Origin of the sequence: Chitinivorax sp. B (assembly GCF_005503445.1) — a bacterium.
Taxonomy (GTDB): Bacteria; Pseudomonadota; Gammaproteobacteria; order Burkholderiales; family SCOH01; genus Chitinivorax.
This window is the reverse complement of the sequence record NZ_SCOH01000001.1, coordinates 256,475-282,117: the sequence shown is the minus strand read 5'-3', so window position 1 is coordinate 282,117 and position 25,643 is coordinate 256,475. Positions and strand designations below refer to the sequence as shown.

Genomic DNA, 25,643 nt, shown 5'->3' with positions numbered 1-25,643 from the left:
AGATGAAAAAATTGTTCAGCAAATTGCTGGTTGCCCTACTTACGCTACCGCTAATGGCAATAGCCAGCGAAGATGTGAAACTCGATAAGGCGGAAGTCGACACCCGTAACTTCGAATCACTACAACGCGGCGCCAAGCTGTTCGTCAATTATTGCTTGAACTGCCACAGCGCTGCCTACATGCGTTACAACCGCCTGCAGGATATCGGCCTGACAGAGCAGCAAATCAAAGATAATTTCCTGTTCAGCAAGGAAGCCAAAGTTGGTGACCTGATGAAAGTATCCATGACGGCTCCAGATGGCAAGAACTGGCTGGGCGCCCCCCCGCCAGATCTGACCGTGATTGCCCGTTCTCGTGGTGCAGATTGGCTGTATACCTACCTGCGTGGTTTCTACCGTGATGACACTCGCCCAACTGGCTGGAACAACACCGTATTTGACAAGGTTGGCATGCCACATGCCTTGTATGAACTACAGGGCGACCAAGTGCTTGAAGTGAAAAAAGGCGAGCATGGCCATGAGGAAAAAACCCTCAAGCTGATCAAGGCTGGCACTCTGACCAGCCTGAAAGATGGCAAGCCCGATACCCGTGAGTACGACCAATTGGTCGGTGACCTGGTGAACTATCTGGTGTTCATGGGTGAACCTTCACGCAATACCCGCGAAACGATTGGCTATATCGTGCTGCTGTTCTTGATTCTGGTGATGGTGCCACTGACATATGCACTGAAATCGGAATACTGGAAAGACGTGCACTAAAATCGTCACATATGGACAAAAAAACGGGAGAGAACCTCCCGTTTTTTATTTATAAACATCAACTTATCAATCAAAATTGGCAAATTACCCACTGCATTTGGTAAACTAGCTCTCTCCATTTGATTATCTGCAACACAAAGGCTCTCCATCATGATGATCCTGTACTCAGGTACCACCTGCCCTTTCAGCCACAGCTGCCGTATCGTTTTGTTTGAGAAGGGAATGGATTTCCAGATCAACGATGTCGACGTGCACAACAAGCCCGAAGATCTCGCCGTCATGAACCCGTACAATGAAGTGCCCGTACTGGTTGAACGCGATCTGATTCTGCATGAATCGAACATCATCAATGAGTATATTGACGAGCGCTTCCCGCACCCTCAACTGATGCCGGCCGATCCGATCATGCGCGCACGTGCTCGCCTGTTCCTTTACCGCTTCAGCCAAGAGTTGTTCTGCCATGTCCGTGTGCTGGAAAACAGCTCCAGCACCAAGAAGGATCAGGATAAGGCACGCAAAGCCATCAGCGAGAATTTGAGCCAGATTGCACCGATCTTCTCCAAGCAGAAATTCATGCTGGGTGATGAATTCTCAATGCTGGATGTTGCCATCGCGCCATTGTTGTGGCGCCTGGAACATTATGGCGTTGATTTCTCCAAACCCAATCCGCATCTGCTGAAGTATGCTGAGCGTCTGTTCAGCCGCCAGGCCTTTATCGATTCACTGACGCCTGCCGAAAAGGCCATGCGCAAATAAGGCAGATTGAGGAGTTACCGAATGAGTGAAATCTCCACCAAGCCGTACATGATTCGTGCCATTCACCAATGGTGCGTTGACAGCGGCTACACGCCGTACTTGGCGGTTGCTGTGCTCGACGACAATGTCAAAGTTCCCCATGAATTCGTCAAAGACGGTGAGATTGTCCTGAACATCGGCTATGGCGCTACCAAGGATCTCGACCTCGGTAACGATTGGATCATGTTCTCTGCGCGTTTTGGCGGGGTTGCACGTGAGATCATCGTGCCTGTTGGTGCGGTCATCTCAATCTTTGCCCGGGAAACAGGCACAGGTATGAGTTTCCCACCCGAAGCGACCACACCACCGACCGAGCCGCCACTATCGCCAACACCAACGGATGGTACGACTGACCGAGCCAAAAGCCGCGCCAAGCTGCAGGTGATCAAATAAATGGCTTGATGGCGTACAGTCAAACAAAAAGCCGTGAATGATTCACGGCTTTTTGTTTGACTCGGTGAAACACCAATTCGCAAGCAGCTCAAGACTAGTACTATCCAACCCAGTGTGTCACACTGAACAACAGGATCAGGAACAACCACAGCAAGACTGCCCGCCATACCAATCCCACCGCACTGGCCAGATAATCCGCATCAGCCTCGTCACCAATACCCAGCTCCGGCCTGAATTTCAAGGTGTTATCCTGATGTAACGGCTCACCCAGCTTGATTCCAATTGCCCCGGCCCCACTGGCCAACAAAATGCCATAATCATAGTTAGCCCAAGCCTGTGCCTGCGAACGCCAGCAATACACCGCGTCCTCAAAATCCCCCACAATTGCAAAGCTGATAGAAGTCAACCGAATCGGCGCCCAATCCAGAACGGCTACCATCATGGTCGCAAAGCGCCCGAACTGATCCGCTTCCTGCCCTTCCCGTCCTCCCCACTTTTGAGCAAGTCGTGTAGCAAAGCGATACAACACTGCCCCCGCAGGTCCCGGCAGAATCAGAAACCAGAAGATCGTACCAAATACATGCCGATATGAATCGATCAATCCCTGCTCAATCGCCAACCTCGACACCTCCCCATCATCCATTTCGGTGGTGTGCTGATTGGTCCAATCCGCCAGCAACTGACGTGCATGATCCGCATCGCCCGATTTCAATGCATCGGAAATACCACTGAAAGCATGACTGAAATGGCGGAAGCCAATCATCATGTACAACACAATCACATTCCAGATCCATGCCAACACCGGTGATACCTGCATCAATAGGTAATACACCCCGACAGCGATACCGCAGGCCGGCACCGTGGCGATCAACCATGCAATCAGGCCATGTTTATATTCCCCAGCATTGAGTTTGCGCTCCAACTTGTTGGCAAAGCGTGTAAAGGCACGCATGAACTCATTGCGAAACTCAAGCGGTTTGAACTGCTCAAGCAACAATGCGGCAATCAGCGATAACAGGCTCATGGCAATGGAGGACATCATTTTATTGATTTGCCTTGAAGATAACACAGCAACCGCACGGAAACTAGCTTAGGTGCGCCCTGCCTAAAAGAAGACTATTTTACTCAGGTATTGTCGCGATCAAGCCGAAACTGTTAAACTTCTGACTAGGTTTTCGCCTCCTGAGCCCGTAGGCGCTCACTCAAACCATTCCCTGGAGAATTAAATGGAACACAAGTTGCCAGAACTACCCTATGCCCTCGACGCCCTTGCACCTTATATGTCCAAGGAAACCCTCGAGTACCACTATGGCAAGCACCATCAAACTTACATTACCAACCTGAACAATCTGATCAAGGGCACGGAGAACGAGAGTCTGCCACTGGAAGAAATCGTTAAAAAAGCACCGGCAGGCGGCCTGTTCAACAACGCCGCACAGGTCTGGAACCACACATTCTTCTGGCTGGGCTTTGCGCCGAACCCAAATGGCGATGTTCGCGCACCTGCTGGCGTGCTGGCTGACGCCATCAATGCCAAGTGGGGCTCATTCGACGAATTCAAGAAAGCCTTCAATACCTCCGCTGCCGGTAACTTCGGTTCTGGCTGGACATGGCTAGTGAAAAAAGCGGATGGCTCGCTTGACATCGTCAATACGACCGCTGCAGGCACACCGCTGACCTCGGCAGATACTGCCCTGCTGACCTGTGATGTGTGGGAACACGCTTACTACATCGACTACCGCAATAGCCGCCCGAACTACCTGGAAGGTTTCTGGAAGCTGGTTGACTGGAATGTCGTTGCCAAGCGACTGGGCTGATTACCTAGTCCGTTGTTTGTCGAACGTACTGGATTGAAGACAACAACGCTTTAAAGCTTCAGGTTTCAACAAACGATGAATTTCAGAGAAAGGGCACCCTAAAGATGCCCTTTCTTTGTTGATAACGTGAAAAAGAGGCCAACAAAGGTTAGTACGTTGATCTACTTGGGCAGCTTCAACGAAGCCATCAACCTTCCCTTGTCCCCATTGCACGATGGCGAGAACATAAAAACAATCCTGCCCAAATTGCCCGGCACAGGTATATCAGAACGCTATGGAAGCAGGCAAGTTACGTCATACCATCGGCAATCCCGACAGTGCATCAGTAGGCTCACCATCCAAACCAACGCTTCGCAATTGAGTGACACCTTGCGCATTGACTTGCAAGACAACCTGATCGGTCAGCACAAATCCCTCCGCCGTATTGGCCAGTACCCAGCAGACATCCCCCTCCCGCAACAGCTCAATTACGAGAGACACAGATGCCTTATGAAGCGTTTCGACATGAAACTGCTCGTTGTCGCCAAGCACTTCCCCAAACACCAGCTCCTCTATTTCGTTGCTTGATGGATGACGTTGAATTGCCGTGATACCAAAATGGCGCATAGTGCCCTCTCCTCAAACACAGGTAAAACAACCGCCTTTGGTCAAACCGTAGCACGTCAAACGACATACTGTGTGGAAAGTTATCATTACACTGCAGAAACATGGTAGACAGAGATTGCCCTGATGTAACCAGCGATGCTGTCGTGGGTTGGATGCCAACCATGACATACTGACGCAGTCAGATTGCAGCCTAGCACGTTGGCTATCACCAGCTTGGCCCGAAAGGCTCGATTGCCTGGATATCACTGGTGGTATTTGCTGAACGCATCGTCAGCAGCAGCGAAATCCACCAACCCATACTACTATGATGCAAACTCAGGACTACTCTCGCTGCTGTTGGTATGCCCAGCGACCGAAAGCCAATCGAATCCAACCCTCTTTAGGAAGGACTGAGACGGTTATCGGACGGCTACGTGGGCAGACAATCATGCTGTAGACCATTGCCAAACACCACACCACCAAACTCAATCGAGCAAACACGCCTACTTGTACCTCAATCTGGACGCGACACTGTATGCCTCGGTGCCGAGATGAGGTACCCCCACGCCCATACCATCGATTCAAAGTGACAGGACGTTGCCGATTACAAGAAACATGACAGTAGCAGAATGAACCCCAGACCTACCATCGAGATCAATGTCTCCATCATGGTCCAAGTCTTGAACGTCTCAGTGACTGACATATTGAAATACTGTTTCACCAGCCAGAACCCAGCATCATTGACATGCGACAGGATCAGCGAACCGGCGCCAGTGGCCAGCACCAACAACTCTCGATTGACACCAGGTACCAAAGTGACAATTGGCGCAACAATGCCAGCCCCGGTAATCGTAGCCACTGTTGCCGACCCCGTTGCAATTCGGATCACCGCAGCCACCAGCCAAGCCAATAGGATGGGTGAAATCTGCGCCTGTACGGCAATCTGGCCAATGGCGCTACCCACCCCCGACGCCACCAGCATCTGTTTGAAACCACCACCCGCCCCTACAATCAGCACAATGGCAGCAGTCGGTGCCAAGCTTTGGTCAAGGTATTTCAGCACTTGCTTGCCGTCAAATCCGCAACTGCGGCCAAACGTGTAGAAAGCCAGTACCAGTGCGGCCAACAGCGCGACAATCGGGTTCCCGATGAAATCCATCCATTTGCGGAATGTGTTGCCTTCCACAAATGCAACATCTGCATAAGATTTCAACAGCATCAGTGCAACAGGCAACAGAATCGTCAGTAGCGTAATGCCAAAACTGGGCAACCGACCCGTGGTCGGCTCATGCGCCAGCTGCTCGATCAGCTCTTCTGATGGGCTGCCAGGTACCCGCTTGGCGATCCACGCGCCAAAAATCGGGCCAGCGATCATTGCCGTCGGCAAACCGACCAACAAGCCATAAAAAATGGTTTTGCCAATATCAGCGCCAAACACGCCGATGGCAAGCAATGGCCCCGGATGAGGTGGGACCAGCCCATGCACGACCGACAATCCCGCCAGCAATGGAATACCGATCTTGACGATGGAGATACCGGTTTCACGTGCAATGATGAATACCAATGGGATCAACAACACAAAGCCGATTTCAAAAAACAACGGGATACCGACCAGAAAGGCACCCAGCATCATTGCCCAATGTACGCGTGCTTGTCCGAAGCGTTGAACCAGCGTTATAGCAATCTGCTTGGCCCCGCCAGATTCCGCCATCAGCTTGCCCAGCATGGTGCCGAGCCCAAGCACGATGCCAACGAAACCCAATACACCGCCAAAACCCTCCTGAAAGGATTTAATGATTTTATCCACAGGCATGCCCGAAGTCAGGCCAAGAAACCCAGCTACCAGAATCAGCGCAACAAATGGATGTACTTTAAGACGTGTGATCAGAAGAATCAGGCCAATGATTGCAAGCAATGCATCCAGCAGTAAAAAGGCCTCGTGACTTAAACCGAACATGGGTTGTCTCCTGCTTGTTATAAATGGACACGACAACAACTTGAGCATGTGCTGCACCGCAAAGACAGCGCTATCTTTGCGGGGTGTAATTTCCAGCAGCCATCATGGAACGGACTGCCACCAGTCCTTGACGGCATCAACAATGCCAGCCAGTGGCAGGGTGGCATCAACCGACAAGACATTGGGCTCACCAAATGGTGGCTGCAAAGTAGCAAACTGGCTGGCCACCAGACTGCTCGGCATGAAATGACCAAGGCGATTGGCTACGCGTTCGGCAGCCACTGCTTGCGGTAACATCAGATATACAAAACCCAAGTCAGGCACCGACCTGCGCAAGCGATCCCGATAATGCTGCTTCAAGGCGGAACAGGCCAATATGGGTACACGACCACTGGCAATTGCAACAGTCAGTTCAACAGCCAAGCGATCCAGCCAGCCCGCCCGATCCTCGTCTGTCAATGGAATCCCTGCTTGCATCTTGTTCACGTTGGTAACAGGATGAAACTGATCACCTTCGATCAACAAGGTACCAGTCAATTGGCAGACTGCTGCTGCCACGCTGGTCTTGCCACAGCCAGCCACCCCCATAATCACCAGGGCAGGACATCGTTGATTCATGCATGGCTCCAAACAAACCCACTCAAGATAGCGCTGTCTTGGAAATTTCAAAAAAACGCGAGCTGAATCACACGCGAAGCCTTACCTGGACTAGTTTTGCTTCAAAGCCAGTTATCTTGAGCAAACAAAAAGATAGCGCTACCATAGCATTGCCTTTTTCCACTTGCAAGCAGACATGCCTCCAAACCAACGTCATTCCCGTGCAACCGGCCGTACCACTTTGTCTGACGTCGCCAAGGCCGCTGGCGTCAGCCCGATTACTGCATCCCGGGCGCTACGTGGCGTGGCCAGCGTGGCACCTGAGCTGGTGGAGCGCGTCAAAGCTGCAGCAGATTCACTGGGCTATCTTCCCAACCCAGCTGCCCGTGCCTTGGCATCCGCGCGCAGCAACGCTGTTGTCATCGTCGTCCCATCATTGTCCAACGCGGTTTTCATCGATACATTGGAAGCCGTCCAGCGAGCCCTGCAACCTGAAGGATTTGAGGTATTGATCGGCAATACCCATTATTCACGGGATGAAGAAGAGCGACTGCTGCGCAATTACTTTACACAGCGCCCCAGCGGCTTGATCGTAACCGGCTTCGACCGCACTGAAAATGCCCGTCGTATGATTGAAACCAGCGGTGTCCCCTGTGTCTATATGATGGAATTGGCCAATGCAACTGGTGTGCACTGTGTCGGCTTTTCACAGCATGATGCTGGCGCCATCGTCGCCAGACATTTGATTGCCAGCGGACGCAAACGAATCGCATATGTCGCAGCCCAACTTGATCCACGCACCTTGCAACGTGGTGAAGGTTTCCGTCAAGTATTGATTGAGCATCAGCTACATGATCCGTCACTGGAGCTACTCTCCCCGGCACCTTCGTCTGTTGCCATGGGTGCGCAATTGTTCCAGGATCTGTTAAAACGACATTCAGATATCGATGCCATTTTCTTCGGCAACGATGACCTTGCTCAGGGCGGCTTATTGGAAGCCATCCGCAAGAAAATTGAAATACCGGATCGAATTGCAGTGGTGGGTTTCAACGACCTGCCTGCGTCTGCAGAAATGGTGCCACGTCTCACTACCATTCGCACACCCCGCGCGGCGATTGGACTTCGGGCTTCGCAGTTACTGCTGCAGCTCATGCAAGGTCAGGCGCCGGCGCAACCTGTCATTGATCTGGGATTTGAATTAGTGGTACGAGAGAGCACTTGATGTTGTGTCCGCTGCGCTAAGCAGGATGATCTCCCCACTTCACACTCGCTTCACATTGAATGCGTGATGACTTCATCCGAATAGTGGATCATCGCAAGCCTGATTCCTATCAGGCCAGACCAATCATGACCGACGATACCGATCTTCATCAAGAAACAATCGACCAGCCAGAAGTTCAGCGTCACTCCCGCATTGGATGGGCATTTCTGATCATCTGCGGTATTTTGCTACCCACTATCACGCTTGTGGTCGAAACATTGACCCATATGTGTCGCGATACTTTTTTTGACCCGATCCCCAATCCTGGACACTGGCTGTTGATAGCCATGGTGCCAATCAGTAATGCCTTGTTGGTCTTCACCCCACCAAGCCTGATACAGCAACGACTAAAGTGGTTCGGCTGGCTGAATACAATCTCACTCTGTATCGCACTGTATTACACACTGCTGTTTCTGCCACTGGTGCCATTGAGCGCAATGGCAATACTGTTCTTTGGCATGGGCTTGCTGCCGCTGTCCCCACTATTGGCATTGATTGCAACGTGGCTTATCCGCAAAGGTTTGAAACGCAGTCTAGGGGATAAAGCAGACCAGTTACCCAACTTCTGGCGAGGGATCGCCTTAGCCAGTGTGACACTGCTTGCGATTAACGTGCCGGCAATCGTCACACGTATTGGTGTCGAAATGGCGATTGGTGAGTCACCCAGTTTACGACAGTCAGGCATCACCCTGTTGCGCGCTGTTGGCAGTAACCGGGAAATGCTAAAACTGTGCTATGCCGACCAGGGCCGATCCAATGGTTTGTTTGACCTGACTTTGCTGGAAGCTGATCTCGATCAACAAGAACGGATACGCGAGGTGTTTTACCGTGTCACCGGTACTGCATACTTTGAGCATAAGTTGCCAATCAAACAAAGTATCCGAGATTGGGCGAGCAATTTCGATGAACAGCAGGGCGGCCAGATGGTCGGCGGGAAAATCCTGGGAGTGAAGTTATCCCGTTCGCAGATCGACGGCACCATTGACCAGCGGGCGGCCACTGCCTATCTGGAATGGACGATGAATTTCAAAAACGATACTCACCAGCTTCAGGAAGGCCGAGGCCAGATCGTGCTGCCACCAGGTGCTGTCGTGTCACGTGTCAACTTGTGGATCAATGGCGAAGCCAAAGAAGCTGCATTTGGTGGGCGCGGCCAAGTGCGCCAAGCCTATGAAAAAATAGTTCGGCAACAACGCGACCCATTGTTGGTCACTTCGGCCGGGCCGGATCGCGTACAGTTTCAGCTGTTCCCCATTCCGACAGATGGCCAGGAAATGACGATACGGATCGGCATGAGCGTACCGTTACAGGTCATGAATCAGCAATCTGCACAATTACAGTTACCTGCCCTGCTGGATCGCAATTTCGAGCTGCCAACCCAACTACGGCATGCCATTTCCCTGCAGTCCGATTCCGCATTGATGCATTCCACAGTATTCCAGCAGCGGGCCAGTTCAAATACGGCTTACCACATCGAAGGCGCTTTACCAGACGAACAATTGGGTCGACGTGCGTCGCTGGTCACAATCGCCCAGCAACAAGGCACCTCTCCGGCTTGGCAACTGGATACCCTAGCCAAACCTGCTGCCGTGGTCATCCAGCGGATGACACAAACCCCAGCGTGGCGCCCCAAGCGGGTCGCGTTGGTGATTGACGGCTCGGCAGCCATGAAAACCAGTGCACGACAGCTTGACCAGGCCATGCGCAATTTACCTGCGGATCTGGAGTGGCAAGTGGTGGTGGCTGGTGATCAGGTCCCTAAATTGCAGCCGCTTAAACCAGTAGACGGCCACACATTGGCAACCATCCTGAAACAGGTGGACTTTAGCGGCGGCCAGGACAACCTGCCAGCACTGATTGCCGCATGGGACTGGGTCGCCCAAAGTGAACGGGGAGCCGTGGTTTGGCTGCATGGAACACAATCGATCACACTGACCCAACCAGACAATTTTCAGCACCAGATGCGGCAGGGGCATGGTGATATCCGACTGTATTCGCTACAGATGGTAGCCGGCTCAAATCGCCTGCTGACTGCACTGGATGGCATTGCAACCCTGCATCCCATTCCCCGCCTGGATACCCCGCAAGCAGACTTGAACCGCCTGCTCCAAAGCTGGCTGCCCGGTACACAGGCTTACACCCTGAATCGTGAACGAGTCATGGCAGATGTCGTCGATCAATCAGCGCTCAGTACCCCCAGCGAGCACTTGGTCAGGTTATGGGCATCAGATGAAATTCACCGGCTGAGCCAATCCAGGCAGGCCGGTGCCTATCAAACTGCCGCTACAACCGCGCAACGTTATCAGCTGGTGACAGCGGTATCGAGTGCAGTCGTGCTGGAAACCCGGCAACAATACGATGAAGCGGGTTTGGAGCCCGTCTCGCCAGGTACCGTACCAACGGTGCCAGAACCGGAAACCTGGGTGCTGATCATTGTGGTCATCAGTGTACTGACTTGGCAGGCACGCCGTTTACGCAAGGACCCGTACTGAATGCACACCATGCTGATTCCCTTTGCCATGTTGGCTGCCACATGGCCGGTATGGCAGTGGTTTGCGGAAGGCAGCCTGGATGCATCCAATCAAAGCTGGGGCTGGCTCGCAGCTGTGATTGCCATCCTGTTGATGTGGCGGCGCCCGCAGGCAGCCACCTTGCCAGTACGACCATTACTGTTGCCCACGGCATGGATCGCCACTTATGCAATGGCAACCTGGTCGGCCTGGCCAATGGCGGTGCGGGCCACATTCGCCTGCATGGCGCTGGCCACTTGGGCCAGTGCCATGCGGGCGGGTCGACGTCTGGATCTCGCCTTCTGCCTGTTGCTTCTTTTGGCTTTGCCATTGGCTGCTTCATTGCAGTTTTACCTGGGCTATCCGCTCCGTGTGCTGGCTGGCGTAATATCATCCGCGTTACTACAGGCACAGGGTTTGTCGGTGATTCGTGATGGCGCCTTATTGGTATGGGGTGTACAAGCAATTGCCATCGACGCGCCCTGTAGTGGCGTCAACATGTTGTGGTCGGCATTGCTGTTGAGTACTACCTTGGCTTGCGCACGCAATCTGGATACGCGACGAACGGCTATCGGCCTGCTGTGGGCTGTCATTGTCGTCATCCTGGCCAATGCCGTACGAGCAGCCGCCCTGTTCTACACCGAAAGTGGCATTATCAGCGCCCCTGCCTGGATCCATTCTGCGATCGGTATCATGATGTTTACGATGGCCGCCCTGGTAATTGCGGCAGGCCATCACAAAATCGAGATGAAACGATGAGCCGATCCAGACTGGAGTATGGTCTGCTGACTTTGTGTGCGATTGCAGCGTTGATACCGCTTATACGAGACATGTCTGCTGCCGAAATATCCAATGTCCCATTCCCCGGCTGGCCCAGCCGGTTTGAAGGCAAGACTTTAAAGCCATTGCCACTGACAGCACTGGAGCAACGCTTTCAACATGGCTTTCCCGGCAAGCTTGGGCGCTTTACCGATGGTCAACGCGAAATCATCCTACGCTGGGTCACCACACCCAATCGCAAACTTCACCCAAGTATTGATTGCTTCCGGGCCAATGGCTACCAGATCGAACTACTACCCATTCGTACAGATGGCCAAATGCAATGGTCACAGTTCACTGCAATCAAGGGGTCACAAAAACTCGTCGTTACTGAACGAATAACGGACGCCGACAATCGTCAATGGCGAGATGTATCCTCATGGTATTGGTCAGCCACATTGGGGCAAAGTAAAGGACCATGGTGGGCGGTAACCGTCGCGCAACAAGCAACGGCGAATGCCAGCTGACGCAACGATACCCCATGCAAAAAAGCATAGCAGCCTCAACCCGACACAGTATGTTAACAAGTTGCGTGCAATCCAGGTGCTAAGCTCCAATCTTCTGTGGGGTATCGCGCAGACAATGAAAGGCATACTGATTCAAGCACGCATCCCGAAACTGTAGTGGTCTAACCTTCTCAGAACTTCAAGACCTGTTATGAGTGATCACCAGCAGGATAAAGCGCAGCATAAAAGCCGGAACGTATGCGCAATACATGAGATTGAACGGGTTCTCAGACACATTTAGAACCGCTAACAAAACCCAGCGAAGTGGTTCTGGTTAGGCGTGCAAACAAAGGCAGTACGAGCGTACGACGAGTTTGCACAACAACACCAGAAGGGTTTTGTTAGCGGCTCTTAATGCAGTAGGCAGTATTCCCAGCTACATTGTCTACATTCGCTGAAAAACAAATTCATTACAACCATGCCCCCCTGCACATGTTTTCATCTCTTTAAGGGCAAACCCCTTCTCACTGTAGAAGTAGAATATTTGCTCCGGTGTCGCCGTCTCAAAAGGAAGGCCTCCAACCCAATCCACTACATCCCTCCATGGCGACATACCACGTAAACTTTCTTCACTGTAGTGTCGCCATGTATGAAAAGGCCTTCTCAAAACTAAATCGCGTATGGTTGTTGGCCCCCAAAGCCGGATCATTGCAGGCCATAGTACCAGCCAGCGAAAACCAGATGGCAATTGATTGTAAGCTTTCTTAATCTGCAGCCAGATTTTGCTTGCACGACCTTGATTATTGTAAATGGCAATGAATAGCTTTCCATCTTCAGATACGAGACTTGAAGTGTTATTCAGTGCTTTGAGCATATTTCCTGTATGATGGAGTACCCCCCACGAGTATACGACATCAAAATTTCCTAACTCGGAAATGAACTTATCATCCAGCACTGAACCTTCATTAATCTGCCAATGTGGATCACTTGGAAAATATCGGTTTTTCAACTCACGAGTGCATGCTACTGATTTAGGATCATAATCAAAAGAGTGAACAGTCGCTCCAAGCCTTCTTGCTGCCAAGCTAAACAAGCCACTTCCAGAGCCAACATCTATAAATCGTTTACCATTCAGATTCTCGACTTTTAACATGTCACATAACGAGCGCTCAGCTTGACAAATTCGCCTGTCATCAAGCAACTCTAGAAATCGAGACCAATTTTCTCCAAAGGAAAATCGACTGCCTGTATGAATTTCCGCAGCATGCTGTGCGCTCATGCCTTCCCCCTTTTCTTTAAGGCTTCAAATTTTCATTCATCATGAATACATCCTTCTCAATAATGACCTCTATTTGTCCAGCTGGTCAATATTATTGATTTATTTGAATTTAAACCAGTGCTAATATTTAGCATCATAGATACTGCTTCGTTGCCCGGAGAGTGAGTAAAGCGTAACGTTTTGAGTCTACATAACCATCCAGGATAAAACACTTATCCAAACAGCCCTGACTACCAATCTACTTTTCAAAATCAAGAGACTATTGCAAGCGACAAGACAATCATCAATATTTTCAAACATGATGCTAACTGTTTGATACGGGACAAACTCAAGCCACATCGAATATTAAAGTCAAAATTAAATCAATTCGAAACATTTAACATTCCAAATGTTGCATATAAAACAAACAATACAATACGCTTGTAATTAAAATAAGTGATGACTATAGATAAATACATCGCCATACCAGTTCATTTCCCATCCATATCACTCACCCGTTCAAGAGGACATCATGTCCGCCCAATTCAAGCCGTTGGTAAGCCACATCCGCATGATGCGGTTGCGATGACGTTTCATTCCATGCGATCACCAGCCTGACTCAATCTGTATCCCGTTACAACGTCCCCTTTCCGAATTCGATCCGTAAACATCTTGACATGCTGTTTTAACTCATCCTCATCAGGAGACACACCATGTTTGAGCTATTTCCACGCAAGCACCCCACCCTGCCACAACAGGATACAGCCAGCCAAGCCATAGCCCGCAAACAGCAATTGGCAACCGCACAAATGACCTACCGCTGGACCACGACCATGCCGAATGTTGAAGGTGTCCCGATGGCTGCGGAAGTGCCAACGTCAGATACGCCAACACTGGCCTGGTGGATCATGGTGGTAGAAGTCGGGCTACAGGTCGCCGAGAATCAACTGGCAGCCACGTTGGGCTTGCAACCCAATGACATGACACTGGGCGGAATCAAACAACGTCTGGGTGAATTAAGGAGTTTGGTCACCGATGTGCACAATACATTCGATGCCACAACCAGACAAACTAGTCTGATCGCTGCTGGCGCAACACTGGCGGCGTTTCTGACCCAACACATCGGTACATTGAGACAAGTCGCTACTGAATTGCAGGATATCGTCGCCAAACTGCAGGATGCGACAAAACCCGTCGGAAGTCTGGCCGATTACCAATCACTGTTCAAAACCATCCCGTTACCTGAACTCGCCAATACGTTCCTACAAGATGACACGTTTGCCGGGCTGCGTGTAGCAGGGCCCAACCCCATGCTATTAACGGGCATTACCAATCTGCCGGCCAAATTCCCACTGAGCGATACCCAGTTCAAGCAAGTGATGGGCAGTGACGACAGCCTGACTGATGCAGCAGCGACACACCGGCTGTATCTGCTGGACTATCAGGAACTGGATTCGCTGGTGGCCAATCCCGGCAACAATCAGGGGACACCAAAGTATGTCTACGCACCCATTGCATTGTTTGCCTTACCGAAAGATCGAAGCGCACTGAAACCCGTCGCCATTCAGTGCGGGCAGGATCCAAACCAGTTCCCGATCTTCCTGCCCGCGCCACCCAACCAAACCGCCACATATTGGTCTTGGGAAATGGCCAAAAGCGCCGTACAGGTCGCTGAAGGTAACTATCATGAGCTGTTTGTGCACTTGGCCCGCACACACTTGGTAATGGAGGCCTGTTGTGTGGCCACACATCGCAATCTGGCCATGACTCACCCAGTGAATGTGTTGTTGTTACCCCATTTTGAAGGGTCACTCTTTATCAACAACAGTGCCGCCAACAGCTTGATTGCCCCTGGTGGTCCGATTGATGACATTTTTGGCGCCACCATTGGTGCAACCCAACAGGCGGCCGGCACGGACCGACTAGCCTTTGACATGACCGCCAATCGTCTGCCGAATGAATTACAAACTCGGCGGGTGGATAATGTGGCCAACCTGCCCGACTATCCCTACCGCGATGATGGCCTGCTGGTCTGGCAAGCCATCAATCAATGGGCAAACAGTTACTTGGCCGTGTATTACCTGAACGATACGAATGTCGTGGAAGACACCGAATTGGCTGCATGGGCTGCTGACTTGAGTAGTAATGGCCAATTGAAAGGCGTAGGGCAGTTGCAGACTCGCAGCCAGCTGGCTGACTTGATCACCATGATCATCTTCACAGCCAGTGCACAACATGCTGCCGTGAACTTCCCACAGAAGCCCGACATGGTCTATGCCCCAGCCATTTCAGGCGCCGGCTGGGAACCGACTACCACCCAAACTTCACAGACGAGCGAAGACAGTTGGCTGAAGATGTTGCCCCCGTTGACTGCCGCACAACAGCAATTGAATACCTTGTTCTTGCTGGGATCTGTACATTATCGCCGCCTGGGACAATATGTTAGCAATGATTTCCCCTATCTCCCCTGGTTTCAAGACCCTCGAATCATTCAACCAAGCGGGCCGTTGGAGCAATTCCAGTTGGATCTCAAAAGTGCGGAGGAAACCATCCAGGCTCGTAACCGAGCCCGCAGCCAGCCTTATACCTTCTTGCTGCCCAGCCTGATTCCGCCAAGCATCAACATCTAACGGGTTCTGGCGATGACGCATGACGCGTCATCGCCTTACCTGACCGAGGCGGCCGGTGCGGCCAGTTCGTATAAGAATCGTTGTGCGCTGTCTGGAAGCGAACTGGCCTGTGGTGAAAAATGAAATACCGGCGCTTGCGCCATGCGCGGATAAAGACGACCTATACTACGGCGATAGCCAGGGTCATAATGTTGCTCGATCAAAGCTTGAAACAGCACCGTCATTTCACGATGATCCACCATACCTTGCCATGCAGCCACCTGTTTGTGTCCAACCAGTTCGGTCAAGCGTGTCAATTGCCGTTTGAACGCATCGGGCTGATCAAACAGGCTGGCATAGTCTTCACATAACAAGGCCACCCGGTCAGTCAGTGCGGTCTCCACTTGTACACAATCGGCTTGCTGCAAGGCCAGCATCAGGCTATCAGGCAGTTGCACCAATCCAATCCGCTTGTTTTCCGCCTCCACGAATACAGGCTTGGCAGGATCAAACCGGGACAGTGTTTGTACCAACTGGGTATCAAACCATTTCTGACTAGGCTGCGCCCGCCCAGGCCACTGCCCCAGCACGGAGCCGCGATGTACGGCCAGTTGCTCCAGGTCAAGCACTTGCGCACCGCTGGCAGCCAAAGCATGTAACAAGCGGGTTTTACCGCTGCCGGTCAGGCCACCCAGCACCACAAAACGAAACAATGCAGGTAAACGCAACAATTCTGCCAACACATGATGCCGCCAGCTTTTATAACCGCCTTCCAACTGACAGGCTTTCCAGCCGATCAATCGGAACCAGGCTGTCATCGAACCAGAACGCTTGCCACCACGCCAACAATAGATCAGCGGCTTCCAGTTGATGGGCCGATCGGCAAACTGGCGTTCCAGGTGATGGGCAATATTCTTCGCCACCATCGCCGCCCCCAACTTGGTTGCCTCAAATGGGGATACCTGTTTGTACAGAGTGCCGATGGTGACGCGTTCCTCATTGCTCAACACAGGCGCATTGATGGCGCCGGGCAGGTGATCTTCGGCAAACTCCAACGGAGTTCGTACATCGATGAGCGTATCAAAGCCGTGCAGATCGACCAGCGTAGCGAGCATGTTAGGAGAATGCTTGTTCAAGGTGGCCTCTGAGGGATAATGACGTCATCAATGTTAATTGAGGAACAACTTATGGAAGCCATTCGGCTGACCCAATTATCCCACGGTGGCGGCTGTGGCTGCAAAATTGCCCCGGCTATGCTGGCCGAGATGCTGCGGACCTTGCCACAGGCGCAACTGTTTCCCAACCTGCTGGTAGGGACCGAGACCAGTGACGATGCAGCAGTGTACAAGCTGAATGACCAACAGGCATTGGTCGCCACCACCGATTTCTTCATGCCGATTGTCGATGACCCATTCGATTTCGGCCGCATTGCCGCCACCAATGCCATTTCCGATATCTATGCCATGGGGGGCACGCCGATCATGGCGCTGGCCATTGTTGGCATGCCAATCAATACCTTGCCATTGACAGTGATCCAAAAAATCATGGAAGGCGGCGCCAGTGTCTGTGCAGCCACGGGCATCCCGCTGGCGGGCGGCCATTCCATCGATGCACCCGAACCCATCTACGGATTGGTAGCACTTGGGTTGGTCCACCCGGATAAGATCCGCCGCAACAGTGCTGCACAGGCAGGTGACGTGCTGATTCTGGGCAAGCCGCTGGGAATCGGCATTCTTGGCAGCGCGATGAAGCAGGATAAATTAGACGCGACCGGCTATCAGCAACTGATCGATACCACCACTCAGCTTAACCGCATTGGCAGCATATTGGCTGACAACCCCGCTGTGCGCGCCATCACCGATGTCACCGGATTTGGACTATTGGGCCATTTGCTGGAGGTCTGCCGAGGCTCAAACTTGAGTGCACGCATTGTCGCAGATCAGCTACCGCTGTTGTCGGCCGCCGTACCACTGGCACAGCAGGGTATCGGCCCTGGCGCCATCGCCCGTAATCTGGCCAGCTACGGTGATTCAATCTATGTTGCAGAACAGGTACCAGAATGGTTGCAACGGATGATGGCCGATGCTCAGACCAGCGGCGGGTTGCTGGTCAGTGTTGTGCCAGATTCAGCGGAAAACGTACTGGCCGAGTTTCATGCCGCCGGATTTGCTCAAGCCAGCGTGATTGGTACATTACAGGCAGGTCAGCCAGGCATTTCAGTTCAATGAGCATGATGACGGGAAGGCGCTGAAAGCCCCCACCTTCCCATCCTTCACTCGGAATACCGGCTCAGGGTTCGCCTTCCCAGTAATCCAGGCTGGCATCACCTCGTTGCGAGGCTCGAAAGTACTTTCCTTCGCCAATTGCCGCAACCGCCAAGTATTTGCCAGAATCCGGATATTCACATATCTCCGGTAATTCCTTGGTGCTCAGCGACAGGTATTTCAACGGCGCATCTGACGTGTTGATGATCTGATGTGGATAGGCCGGCCCGGCCGGAATGAACATCACATCACCACTGCGAATCGGCAGCATCTCGCCCGCCACCCGCAACGTACCACTGCCCTCCAGCACAATGAACATTTCCTCCTGAGCATGATGAAAATGATAAGGACAGCAACGCTTGCCCGGTGGAAGGATATCGATCGATATCCCCATCTTCCTGGCCGCTGTCCCATCGGCCAGTCGTGCGGAATCAACCTCATACAATGGTTCACGGACAAATTTCTCCAAGCTGGCATCATTGAAATTACGGATCAACAGCTTGGCCAAGTCATTGGCTTTGTCTTCCATGTCAGTCCTCTTGTGTTGATGGAACGGCCATCATAAAGCTGAATTTAATCACAGTAAATTATAGTTACATGCCAAAAAAGGGGCCAATCGGCCCCAACGTTTCTTATGCTTCAAGTGGCCGGTTCAAACCGTTCACCACGGAATACCAAACTGGCGTTGCCCCGCTCCACGCCATGGTGGAACATGCGCCGCTCAGCGCGCCGAACCCCTTCGTTCTGTGCCGCCAGATCAGCCAACTTCTGCTCAATCAACAATACAGCCAGCCGTTTGTTGGCGTGCTGACTGCGCTGCGTCTGCACTTTGACGCTGATGCCACTGGCAAGATGCGTCGCACGTATGGCTGAATCGGTCTTGTTGACATGCTGTCCGCCTGGGCCAGAAGCACGACAGGCTTCAAAACGGATCTCGCCCATCTGTTCCACAGCCTGCTCGGAAAACAGTGCCACACCGATAAACCAGTTTTTCCGTCCATGATTAGGTCGATAAGGACTTTGACAGACCCATTGCACCGTACCGCACCAGCGATTGGCCAACTGATCTGCCCCTGCCCCATCCAGTGCCAGCAACACTGATCGAAAAGTACCTAGCTTCGGCCCGGTCACATGCTCGATGATGTCAACAGCGACACCAGCCTGCTTAGCTTCAAATGCAATACGGTGTAATGCCTTGGCCACGGCCAACGCGCATTCCACCGGCCCTTGTGACGCGGAGAGTTGCAGCAGATTCATCAGCAGCACTCCCCGTAGGTCTTGTAAGTCAATACCGGTTTCAAGCGTGCGATCACGTCGATCAACCTAGCTTGCTGCAGGGATTCGATCACCGTATCGATGGCCTTGTAAGCTTGAGGTGCCTCTTCAAAAATCAGTTGTCGATCATTGCAAACCACGCGGCTGCCCAATTGGGTTTTGGCCAGTTGTGCAACGGTATAACGCGCCGATAGTCGATCCTTGCACTCACTGCGCATCCATTTGCGGCCAGCACCATGTGCCAGCGAATACAGACTGACTTCAGCCGGTACAGGCCGCACCAGATAACTGTAGTCCCCACGAGAGCCGGGAATCACTACCACCCCAGCATCCGATGGGGTTGCCCCCTTGCGATGTAACCAACCAGTTTGGTCGCCAAGGGTAATTGGCGCCAATAGATTATGATGAACATCCAATACCACATCGCCGTCACCACGCAGGCGATCCAACATGCGTAGGCCGATCAGTCGCCGATTGGCCCAAGCAAACAACAGGGCCGCCTCATGTTGTTCAAGATAATCGGCAGCCTCTGCCGCGCCTTGTTGCAAACCACCATGGCTGAACTGATCGACATGCCGACGCAGAATCTGTTGCCCCAAGCCACGCGAGCCACTGTGCACCAGCAACAGCAGCTGACGCTTGTCGATCCCCAATGTCTGCAGGGCTGCCTGATCATGGATGTCATCGACCTGCTGGATCTCGGCAAAGTGGTTGCCACCGCCAATCGTGCCCAATGATGCTTCAAAACCCGTTTCCGGCACGGCTAGCGATGCAACAACATCTTGCCAGGTGTCATCCAGTGGCCCGTCAATATTACCCAACCGCTTTTCCAGTTTGTCCGCCGCCAACTTGGACTTATCCAGCGAGGTACGCCACAAGCTCATGCCGCAGCCAATATCGTTACCAATCAAGGCTGGGTAAAAACGCCCAACCGAGAAAAACGCCGCGCCGACCGGATAACCGCGCCCTGGATGCAAATCCGGCATGCCGACGACTTGTTGCATACCCGCCAGTTTGGCGGTGGTGTGAAGTTGCTGGATCGCATTGCCCTCGATCCAAGTGTTTGCCGAGGCGATCAATGACACGCCGTCAGCCAAATGCTGTATGGAATTGCCCATATACCAATCCAAAAAAATCTAATAAGGAACGAATTGGCAGGTCGTAACCAGGGCAGAACAATGTCCGCCGCACCCAGTGCGACGAAAAGGGAATTAAGCCTGACGAGACCTGCAAAGGGTGCGGTGATGTGTCATGGTGCGACCTCCTTGCAAGTATGTGAGAATGAATAAGAGCACACATCGTAAAACAGAAACCAGCCTGTGTGCAACCCAGGGTGTTTACTACCGTACGATTCGTCAGCGCCGTTCCGATTTCCTTTTCTTTTCCATGAGTCGCTTCGTACTATGTAAAGTATGATGGATCTTCCTACAGCGTTTGGCCGCTTCCTCGGTCTCGCCTTGTTCCTCGGACGCCAGAATCGTCGTGGTCGCTGGCCGCCCGGTGCCCAGTCGAGCTTACGCCAGGTGATCACCTGTCTTTGCCTGGCGCTGTTTGCAAGATCGACGGCCAGCGCAGATGCAATGCCGGACTACGATGTCAAGGCAGCTTATCTACTCAATTTTTCCCGTTATGTTTCGTGGCCTAGCACCGCTTTTGCAGATCAGAAAGCACCGATGGTCATCTGTGTGTTCGGCAATCAGCCATTCGGGTCGTGGCTTGCCAAAGCATTTTGGGGGCGGGTGGCTGGCGAACACAACCTGGTGGTGCAGCGCATTCACGAGCTAGGCCGGCTTAAAGCATGTCACTTGGTATTTGTTGGACAGGAAGAAGAGCCGGTTCAAGCACAACTACTCGATAGCTTGCGCGACCAGCATGTCCTGACAGTGGGCGAGTCCAGCCACTTTCTACAAGACGGCGGCATCATCCGCCTGGCGATGAGCGACAACATCATGCGTTTTGAGGTCAATCTGACCGCTGCCAGCCGGGCCGGCCTCAAGATCAGTTCCCGCATGCTCAGCCTATCGGCCAACGTACAGCCTTCGAATGTGCGGAGGGAATGATGGCGAGCCTGCATGATGCACCGGTGTCGAAGAAAATCGCCCTGGCGATCCTATTTGCCAGTAGTGCTGCTTTTCTGCTGGCTGTGGCGGCCATGCTGAGTTACGAGCTGACTACCGTCCACAATCGAGTATTGAAGGATCTGTTGTCCAAAGCCGAATTGGTCGCACTCAATCTCCACGCGGCGCTCAATTTTGAAGATACGCAATCAGCAATGGAAAACCTGGCGGTATTGAAAAAGCTGCCGGAAATCAGTGCAGCTTGCCTGTACAAACGCAATCGCCAGCCATTCGCGGGCTTTGCCAATCGCCAAGGGAAACCATGTAGTTGGCCCAAGGAGTTCACCACACCGAATCATCGTTTTGACGACAATGACTTGACCCTGTTACGTCCAGTGATATTTTCCGGCGAAACGGCGGGCTATCTCTATTTGCGCTACACCATGCCCCCGTTGCACATTCGATTGCTACCCTATGGCGTCCTGCTACTGCTAATTCTGTCAACATTGGCCCTGGGCGCGCTATTTTCACTCAAAACCTTGCGGCGACTGGTTTCCGATCCGATTGTCCAGTTGGCCAACCTGACTGCCGCTGTCACCGAACACCAGCAGTATCAGTTGCGGGCACAAGTACTGGGCAAAGATGAAGTCGGGCTATTGAGTACGGCCTTCAACACCATGCTGAGTACAATTGAGTTGCGGGAAAAGGCCCTGAAGGAGAGCCAGGTGCTATTGCAGGCGATTATCGACAATGCGCCGGCTGTGATTTATGTCAAGCATCTGGACGGACGTTATGCTTTCGTGAATCACCGATTTGAACAGCTCTTCCAACATTCAAAGGCAGAGGTGTTGCAGCGGACGGATTTCGACATCTTTCCGGCAGAGCAGGCACAGGCCTTCCGGGATATTGATCTCAAGGTGATCGAAGCCCGCACACCACTGGAAATCGAGGAAGTGCTAAAAAAGGACGACGGCTACCATGCTTATATATCAGTCAAATTTCCGTTGATCGACGATAGGGGGCAGCAGTACGCCGTGTGCGGTATCTTGACCGACATCACAGATCGCAAGCGAGCCGAGGATGAACTGATGCATTATCGCGACCATCTGGAAGAATTGGTCGATGCGCGGACTCGAGACCTTGCCGCGGCCAACCACGAGTTGGAAACCTTCAGTTATACGGTCTCGCATGACTTGCGCGCCCCATTACGGGCCATTTCCGGCTTTGGCACAATATTGCTTGAAGACTATAGCGACGAGCTCAACGATGCCGGTCGTCAGTTGCTGGAGCGCCAGCACAAGGCTGCCACTCGAATGGAGCAAATGATCGAAGACCTGCTGATGTTGTCACAAACGGTGCGAGCCGAACCCAGGCTGACACGGGTCAACCTCAGCACCATCGCTCAGGAGGTCGCCGATGAACTGCGGGGCCGTGCACCCTGGCGCAATGTGCGCTTTGTGATCACACCCGCTATCGAAGTAGATGCCGATTGCGGTTTGATACGTCAGGTATTGCAGAATCTGTTTGAGAATGCCTGGAAGTATTCCAGTCAACAACCATCAGCTCTGATCGAATTTGGCCGCGATGAACAAGAGGGCACAGATTGCTATTTCGTGCGTGACAATGGCGTTGGCTTCGACATGAAATTTGCCGACAAGCTTTTTTCCCCGTTTCGACGATTGCACTCGGACAGCGAGTTTGAAGGCACTGGTATCGGACTGGCCACGGTCCAACGCATCATTCAGCGCCATCATGGAAACATCTGGGCGAAGTCCGCGCCGGGGTCCGGAGCAACATTCTATTTCACACTCCCATCAAAAGGGGGTGCACAGAAACAAATCAACCTGGAGCCTGAAGCAGGCTGGCACGATGCAGCCAACTGACCAGCATGACACTCAGAACCCCCATTCCAGACCGGCAAATACAGTACGTGGCGCTTGTGGCGATGCCGAGAAGTTGACGTCGACGGCGACGCCTGGATTGTAATAACGCCGGTCGAACAGATTATCGATCTTGAGAAATAACCTGGCCTGGTCAGTGATATCCATGCCAGCGAAAAGATGGGCAATAGCATAACCGGGAGAAAACTTATCTGGTTGCCCGAGCAGGCGGGTATTGGTATTGTCCACCGGCACCCTGCTGCTGCAGGACAGCGACGGTGTGACGAACCACTGGCCGGCATGGTGATATGTGAGCCCAATGCGCGCTTTCTGCCGCGCAGCGTAGGGCAAATCGACCTCGGTACTGCGGGTAGTGTCATGTAATCCACCACTGACGGCAGAATACACGCCCCAGACCTTGAGTCGGCCAGTTGGCAACAACGTTTCATAGGTCAGCGAAACATCCAAACCACGCGCTTTGGCCGTCCCGATGTTGTCCGTTGTTTGTGTCAGTTGAATGTAGCCGCCCGGGATAAAATCGGATTGCGGTGTGCTGCTCAACAATCCGCCACCAAATAACCTCTCTGCCCTCAAATAATAGAGCGTGAGATCCATTTTGAATTGTCGACTGAATGCATGGTTCAAATGCATTTCCAGCGTTCGCATGCGCTCTGGTTTCAGGTCTGGATTCGGAACGTAGAAGTAGTTGGCCGTATAACGACCTTGGGCATCCTTGTTGCCAGAAAATGCGCCGAAATGTTGGTGCGTGAAGAACGGTGCAGGGGCGAGAAATGCCGTGCCATATAGCAGTTTCCACGTTGTATCGGCTGAAGCTTGGTAGACCAGTGACAGGCGTGGATTGACACTGCCGCCATAGGTTGAGCTGCGGTCGTAGCGGATGCCCAAGGTCGAGATCAAGCGAGCATTCCACCGCATTCGATCCTGCAGGTAGATACCAATATTGCGGTAACGAAGCTCGAAAACACGTACCGGCAGTGTCTGGTCGGTACCAAGATAAAACAGGTTCTGGTCATTTGCCCCTTTGCCACGATCATAGGGACGCTCTAGGTCTGCCGTTTTAGGCAATGAATAAAATCGCTGAAACAGCACGCCACCAGTAAGCTGATGCACATCACCGGCCTGATAAGTCAGCCGCCCTTCAATCTCGCCTTTGTCGCCACGGGCATACTTGTATCCACTTTGATAATTAACAAAGGAATTGGCGTAGGCGCTATCCGGATCAAGCTCATACTGCGAGAAATTGCTTTGGATTTCCATCCGATAGCGCTCCCCCAATCCGCGTTGCCAAGCGCCATAGGCTGTATTGAGCGTGGTCCCAAGGGCGGGGTGGGCATTGTAGTTGGTATGATCGGGCAGCTCCACGGTCGACGTCGGATGGCGAAAGTAGCTGTGAACCAGCCCCAGTGCAAACTCCTGGCCAAGTGCCAGTCGCAGATACGCATTACGGCCTGCTGACGGTGCCCAGTAGCTACGTTGATTGGCTGGGACCACCGTATTGTTGCCAATTTTCAAGTCCGCCAACTGAAACTGCGCCGGGTTGGCCGCAGCAAGATTGGGATTATCACTACGTTGCGCGCTGAGACCAAACGTCAGTGCGAGATCATCAGTAAACCGGCTGGTGCCAGTCAGATAGCCATAGCGAAAACGGGCGTCACCCGCCGCGCCACCCACACGCAGGCTTTGCTCTTGGGTTGGCACCTCAGTAATCAGATTGATTACGCCAGTAAAAGCATCCGCCCCATACAACGCCGATGCCGGGCCATAGACGATTTCTACCTGCTTGATACCATGCAGTGGAAAATTGAATTGAACCGGAATTGGCTCACCAGTTGGCGAACTGATGCGCACGCCATTCTGCAGGATGATAAATTTATTGTTACCGTAGATACCTCGAATCGCAATGCGGTTGTAGGTATCTGTATCCGCATATTTGTGTAGGTCGATACCTGGTAAATCCTGCAATATGTCCTGCAACGTGAAGTAGCCTCGCTCCCGGATATGCTGCCTGCTGATCACCACTACGGTACCTGGTGCCTTCAGCAGTGATTCCTGTTCACGAGAGGCCGTCGTCACCACCACCTGTCGTAGTGCGTCGAGATCCAGATCCAACGTAGCACCGCTGGTGCTTGCAGTAGCAAAATGGGCAGGCATGAGCAGGCAGGCGAAGAGAAGCAGGTGGAATTCAATGCGATTGATCGCGCCAGTCCAATGGCAACAATTTGCCGATGGACCGGTAGCAACCCAGGCGAGGTCTTGCAACATGGCAACCTCCTTCATATCCCGGTCACTTGCTTGGAGTTATTCTCGATTTCCCAGATTAGTAAAAATTCGATGCAAGTCA

22 protein-coding genes are annotated in these 25,643 nt (G+C 52.5%); 12 read left to right on the top strand and 10 right to left on the bottom strand.

Going from position 1 to position 25,643, the window contains the following annotated elements; genetic code table 11:
• Positions 1–2: 2 nt before the first annotated feature.
• The 3 genes from FFS57_RS01330 to FFS57_RS01320 all read left to right on the top strand — a co-directional run bounded on the left by FFS57_RS01330 (position 3) and on the right by FFS57_RS01320 (position 1,946).
• Positions 3–758, top strand: a complete 756-nt coding sequence (locus tag FFS57_RS01330) for a cytochrome c1 (RefSeq protein ID WP_137935931.1) — start codon at positions 3–5, stop codon at positions 756–758.
• 150 nt (positions 759–908) lie between these two features.
• Positions 909–1,514, top strand: a complete 606-nt coding sequence (locus FFS57_RS01325; protein ID WP_137935930.1) for a glutathione S-transferase N-terminal domain-containing protein — start codon at positions 909–911, stop codon at positions 1,512–1,514.
• Between the two features lie 21 nt (positions 1,515–1,535).
• Entirely contained in the window at positions 1,536–1,946 is a 411-nt protein-coding gene (locus tag FFS57_RS01320; protein ID WP_137935929.1) for a ClpXP protease specificity-enhancing factor, read from the top strand.
• Between the two features lie 100 nt (positions 1,947–2,046).
• Here FFS57_RS01320 and FFS57_RS01315 read toward each other — a convergent pair whose 3' ends face one another.
• Positions 2,047–2,988, bottom strand: a complete 942-nt coding sequence (locus FFS57_RS01315; protein WP_349306710.1) for a CobD/CbiB family protein — start codon at positions 2,986–2,988, stop codon at positions 2,047–2,049.
• A gap of 184 nt (positions 2,989–3,172) precedes the next feature.
• Between FFS57_RS01315 and FFS57_RS01310 the strand changes: the two genes are divergently transcribed.
• Positions 3,173–3,763, top strand: coding sequence for a superoxide dismutase (locus FFS57_RS01310; protein WP_137935928.1), 591 nt, complete (start codon positions 3,173–3,175; stop codon positions 3,761–3,763).
• 294 nt (positions 3,764–4,057) lie between these two features.
• On the opposite strand, the gene FFS57_RS01305 is transcribed toward FFS57_RS01310, so the two are convergent.
• The 3 genes from FFS57_RS01305 to FFS57_RS01295 all read right to left on the bottom strand — a co-directional run bounded on the left by FFS57_RS01305 (position 4,058) and on the right by FFS57_RS01295 (position 6,923).
• Positions 4,058–4,369, bottom strand: coding sequence for a hypothetical protein (locus tag FFS57_RS01305; protein WP_137935927.1), 312 nt, complete (start codon positions 4,367–4,369; stop codon positions 4,058–4,060).
• A gap of 583 nt (positions 4,370–4,952) precedes the next feature.
• On the bottom strand, positions 4,953–6,305 hold the full coding sequence (locus tag FFS57_RS01300) for a GntP family permease (protein ID WP_137935926.1): 1,353 nt from the start codon (positions 6,303–6,305) through the stop codon (positions 4,953–4,955).
• Positions 6,306–6,407: 102 nt separating this feature from the next.
• Positions 6,408–6,923, bottom strand: coding sequence for a gluconokinase (locus tag FFS57_RS01295; RefSeq protein WP_137935925.1), 516 nt, complete (start codon positions 6,921–6,923; stop codon positions 6,408–6,410).
• A gap of 175 nt (positions 6,924–7,098) precedes the next feature.
• Between FFS57_RS01295 and gntR the strand changes: the two genes are divergently transcribed.
• The 4 genes from gntR (at position 7,099) to xrtQb (ending at position 11,959) form a co-directional block, all read left to right on the top strand.
• A complete protein-coding gene (gene gntR / locus FFS57_RS01290) occupies positions 7,099–8,124 on the top strand; it encodes an HTH-type transcriptional regulator GntR (protein WP_137935924.1) in 1,026 nt (341 codons plus the stop codon).
• Positions 8,125–8,249: 125 nt separating this feature from the next.
• Positions 8,250–10,655: a VIT domain-containing protein gene (locus tag FFS57_RS01285; protein WP_171013493.1), complete on the top strand. Its 2,406-nt coding sequence runs from the start codon at positions 8,250–8,252 to the stop codon at positions 10,653–10,655.
• Positions 10,656–11,432 carry an archaeosortase/exosortase family protein gene (locus tag FFS57_RS01280; RefSeq protein ID WP_137935922.1) on the top strand — a complete coding sequence of 259 codons (777 nt, stop codon included), beginning with the start codon at positions 10,656–10,658 and terminating at the stop codon, positions 11,430–11,432.
• On the top strand, positions 11,429–11,959 hold the full coding sequence (gene xrtQb / locus FFS57_RS01275; RefSeq protein WP_137935921.1) for an exosortase Q subunit 2: 531 nt from the start codon (positions 11,429–11,431) through the stop codon (positions 11,957–11,959). Before FFS57_RS01280 ends, xrtQb begins: the two co-directional genes overlap by 4 nt.
• Positions 11,960–12,383: 424 nt before the next feature.
• Here xrtQb and FFS57_RS01270 read toward each other — a convergent pair whose 3' ends face one another.
• Positions 12,384–13,217: a class I SAM-dependent methyltransferase gene (locus FFS57_RS01270; protein ID WP_137935920.1), complete on the bottom strand. Its 834-nt coding sequence runs from the start codon at positions 13,215–13,217 to the stop codon at positions 12,384–12,386.
• A 692-nt stretch (positions 13,218–13,909) separates the two neighbouring features.
• On the opposite strand from FFS57_RS01270, the gene FFS57_RS01265 reads away from it, so the two are divergent.
• A complete protein-coding gene (locus tag FFS57_RS01265) occupies positions 13,910–15,826 on the top strand; it encodes a lipoxygenase family protein (RefSeq protein ID WP_137935919.1) in 1,917 nt (638 codons plus the stop codon).
• A 35-nt stretch (positions 15,827–15,861) separates the two neighbouring features.
• On the opposite strand, the gene mnmH is transcribed toward FFS57_RS01265, so the two are convergent.
• Entirely contained in the window at positions 15,862–16,920 is a 1,059-nt protein-coding gene (gene mnmH, locus FFS57_RS01260; protein WP_137935918.1) for a tRNA 2-selenouridine(34) synthase MnmH, read from the bottom strand.
• A gap of 72 nt (positions 16,921–16,992) precedes the next feature.
• Here mnmH and selD point away from each other — a divergent pair, with 72 nt between their 5' ends.
• Entirely contained in the window at positions 16,993–18,033 is a 1,041-nt protein-coding gene (selD, locus tag FFS57_RS01255; RefSeq protein ID WP_137935917.1) for a selenide, water dikinase SelD, read from the top strand.
• Positions 18,034–18,094: 61 nt separating this feature from the next.
• Here selD and FFS57_RS01250 read toward each other — a convergent pair whose 3' ends face one another.
• The 3 genes from FFS57_RS01250 to FFS57_RS01240 form a co-directional block, all read right to left on the bottom strand.
• On the bottom strand, positions 18,095–18,598 hold the full coding sequence (locus FFS57_RS01250) for a cupin domain-containing protein (RefSeq protein WP_137935916.1): 504 nt from the start codon (positions 18,596–18,598) through the stop codon (positions 18,095–18,097).
• A gap of 110 nt (positions 18,599–18,708) precedes the next feature.
• Entirely contained in the window at positions 18,709–19,326 is a 618-nt protein-coding gene (gene prfH, locus FFS57_RS01245) for a peptide chain release factor H (protein WP_137935915.1), read from the bottom strand.
• On the bottom strand, positions 19,326–20,462 hold the full coding sequence (locus tag FFS57_RS01240; protein ID WP_137935914.1) for an RNA ligase RtcB family protein: 1,137 nt from the start codon (positions 20,460–20,462) through the stop codon (positions 19,326–19,328). The genes prfH and FFS57_RS01240 overlap by 1 nt, the downstream gene beginning before the upstream one ends.
• A gap of 294 nt (positions 20,463–20,756) precedes the next feature.
• On the opposite strand from FFS57_RS01240, the gene FFS57_RS01235 reads away from it, so the two are divergent.
• Both FFS57_RS01235 and FFS57_RS01230 read left to right on the top strand, forming a co-directional pair.
• Positions 20,757–21,404 carry a TOL_0243 family YfiR-like periplasmic protein gene (locus tag FFS57_RS01235; RefSeq protein ID WP_137935913.1) on the top strand — a complete coding sequence of 216 codons (648 nt, stop codon included), beginning with the start codon at positions 20,757–20,759 and terminating at the stop codon, positions 21,402–21,404.
• A complete protein-coding gene (locus tag FFS57_RS01230; RefSeq protein ID WP_171013491.1) occupies positions 21,404–23,284 on the top strand; it encodes an ATP-binding protein in 1,881 nt (626 codons plus the stop codon). The genes FFS57_RS01235 and FFS57_RS01230 overlap by 1 nt, the downstream gene beginning before the upstream one ends.
• 12 nt (positions 23,285–23,296) lie before the next feature.
• Here the strand turns inward: FFS57_RS01230 and FFS57_RS01225 are convergent, their stop codons facing one another.
• The gene (locus FFS57_RS01225; protein WP_171013489.1) at positions 23,297–25,564 is read right to left on the bottom strand and encodes a TonB-dependent receptor plug domain-containing protein; all 2,268 of its coding nucleotides are present in this window, start codon (positions 25,562–25,564) and stop codon (positions 23,297–23,299) included.
• Positions 25,565–25,643 lie beyond the last annotated feature (79 nt).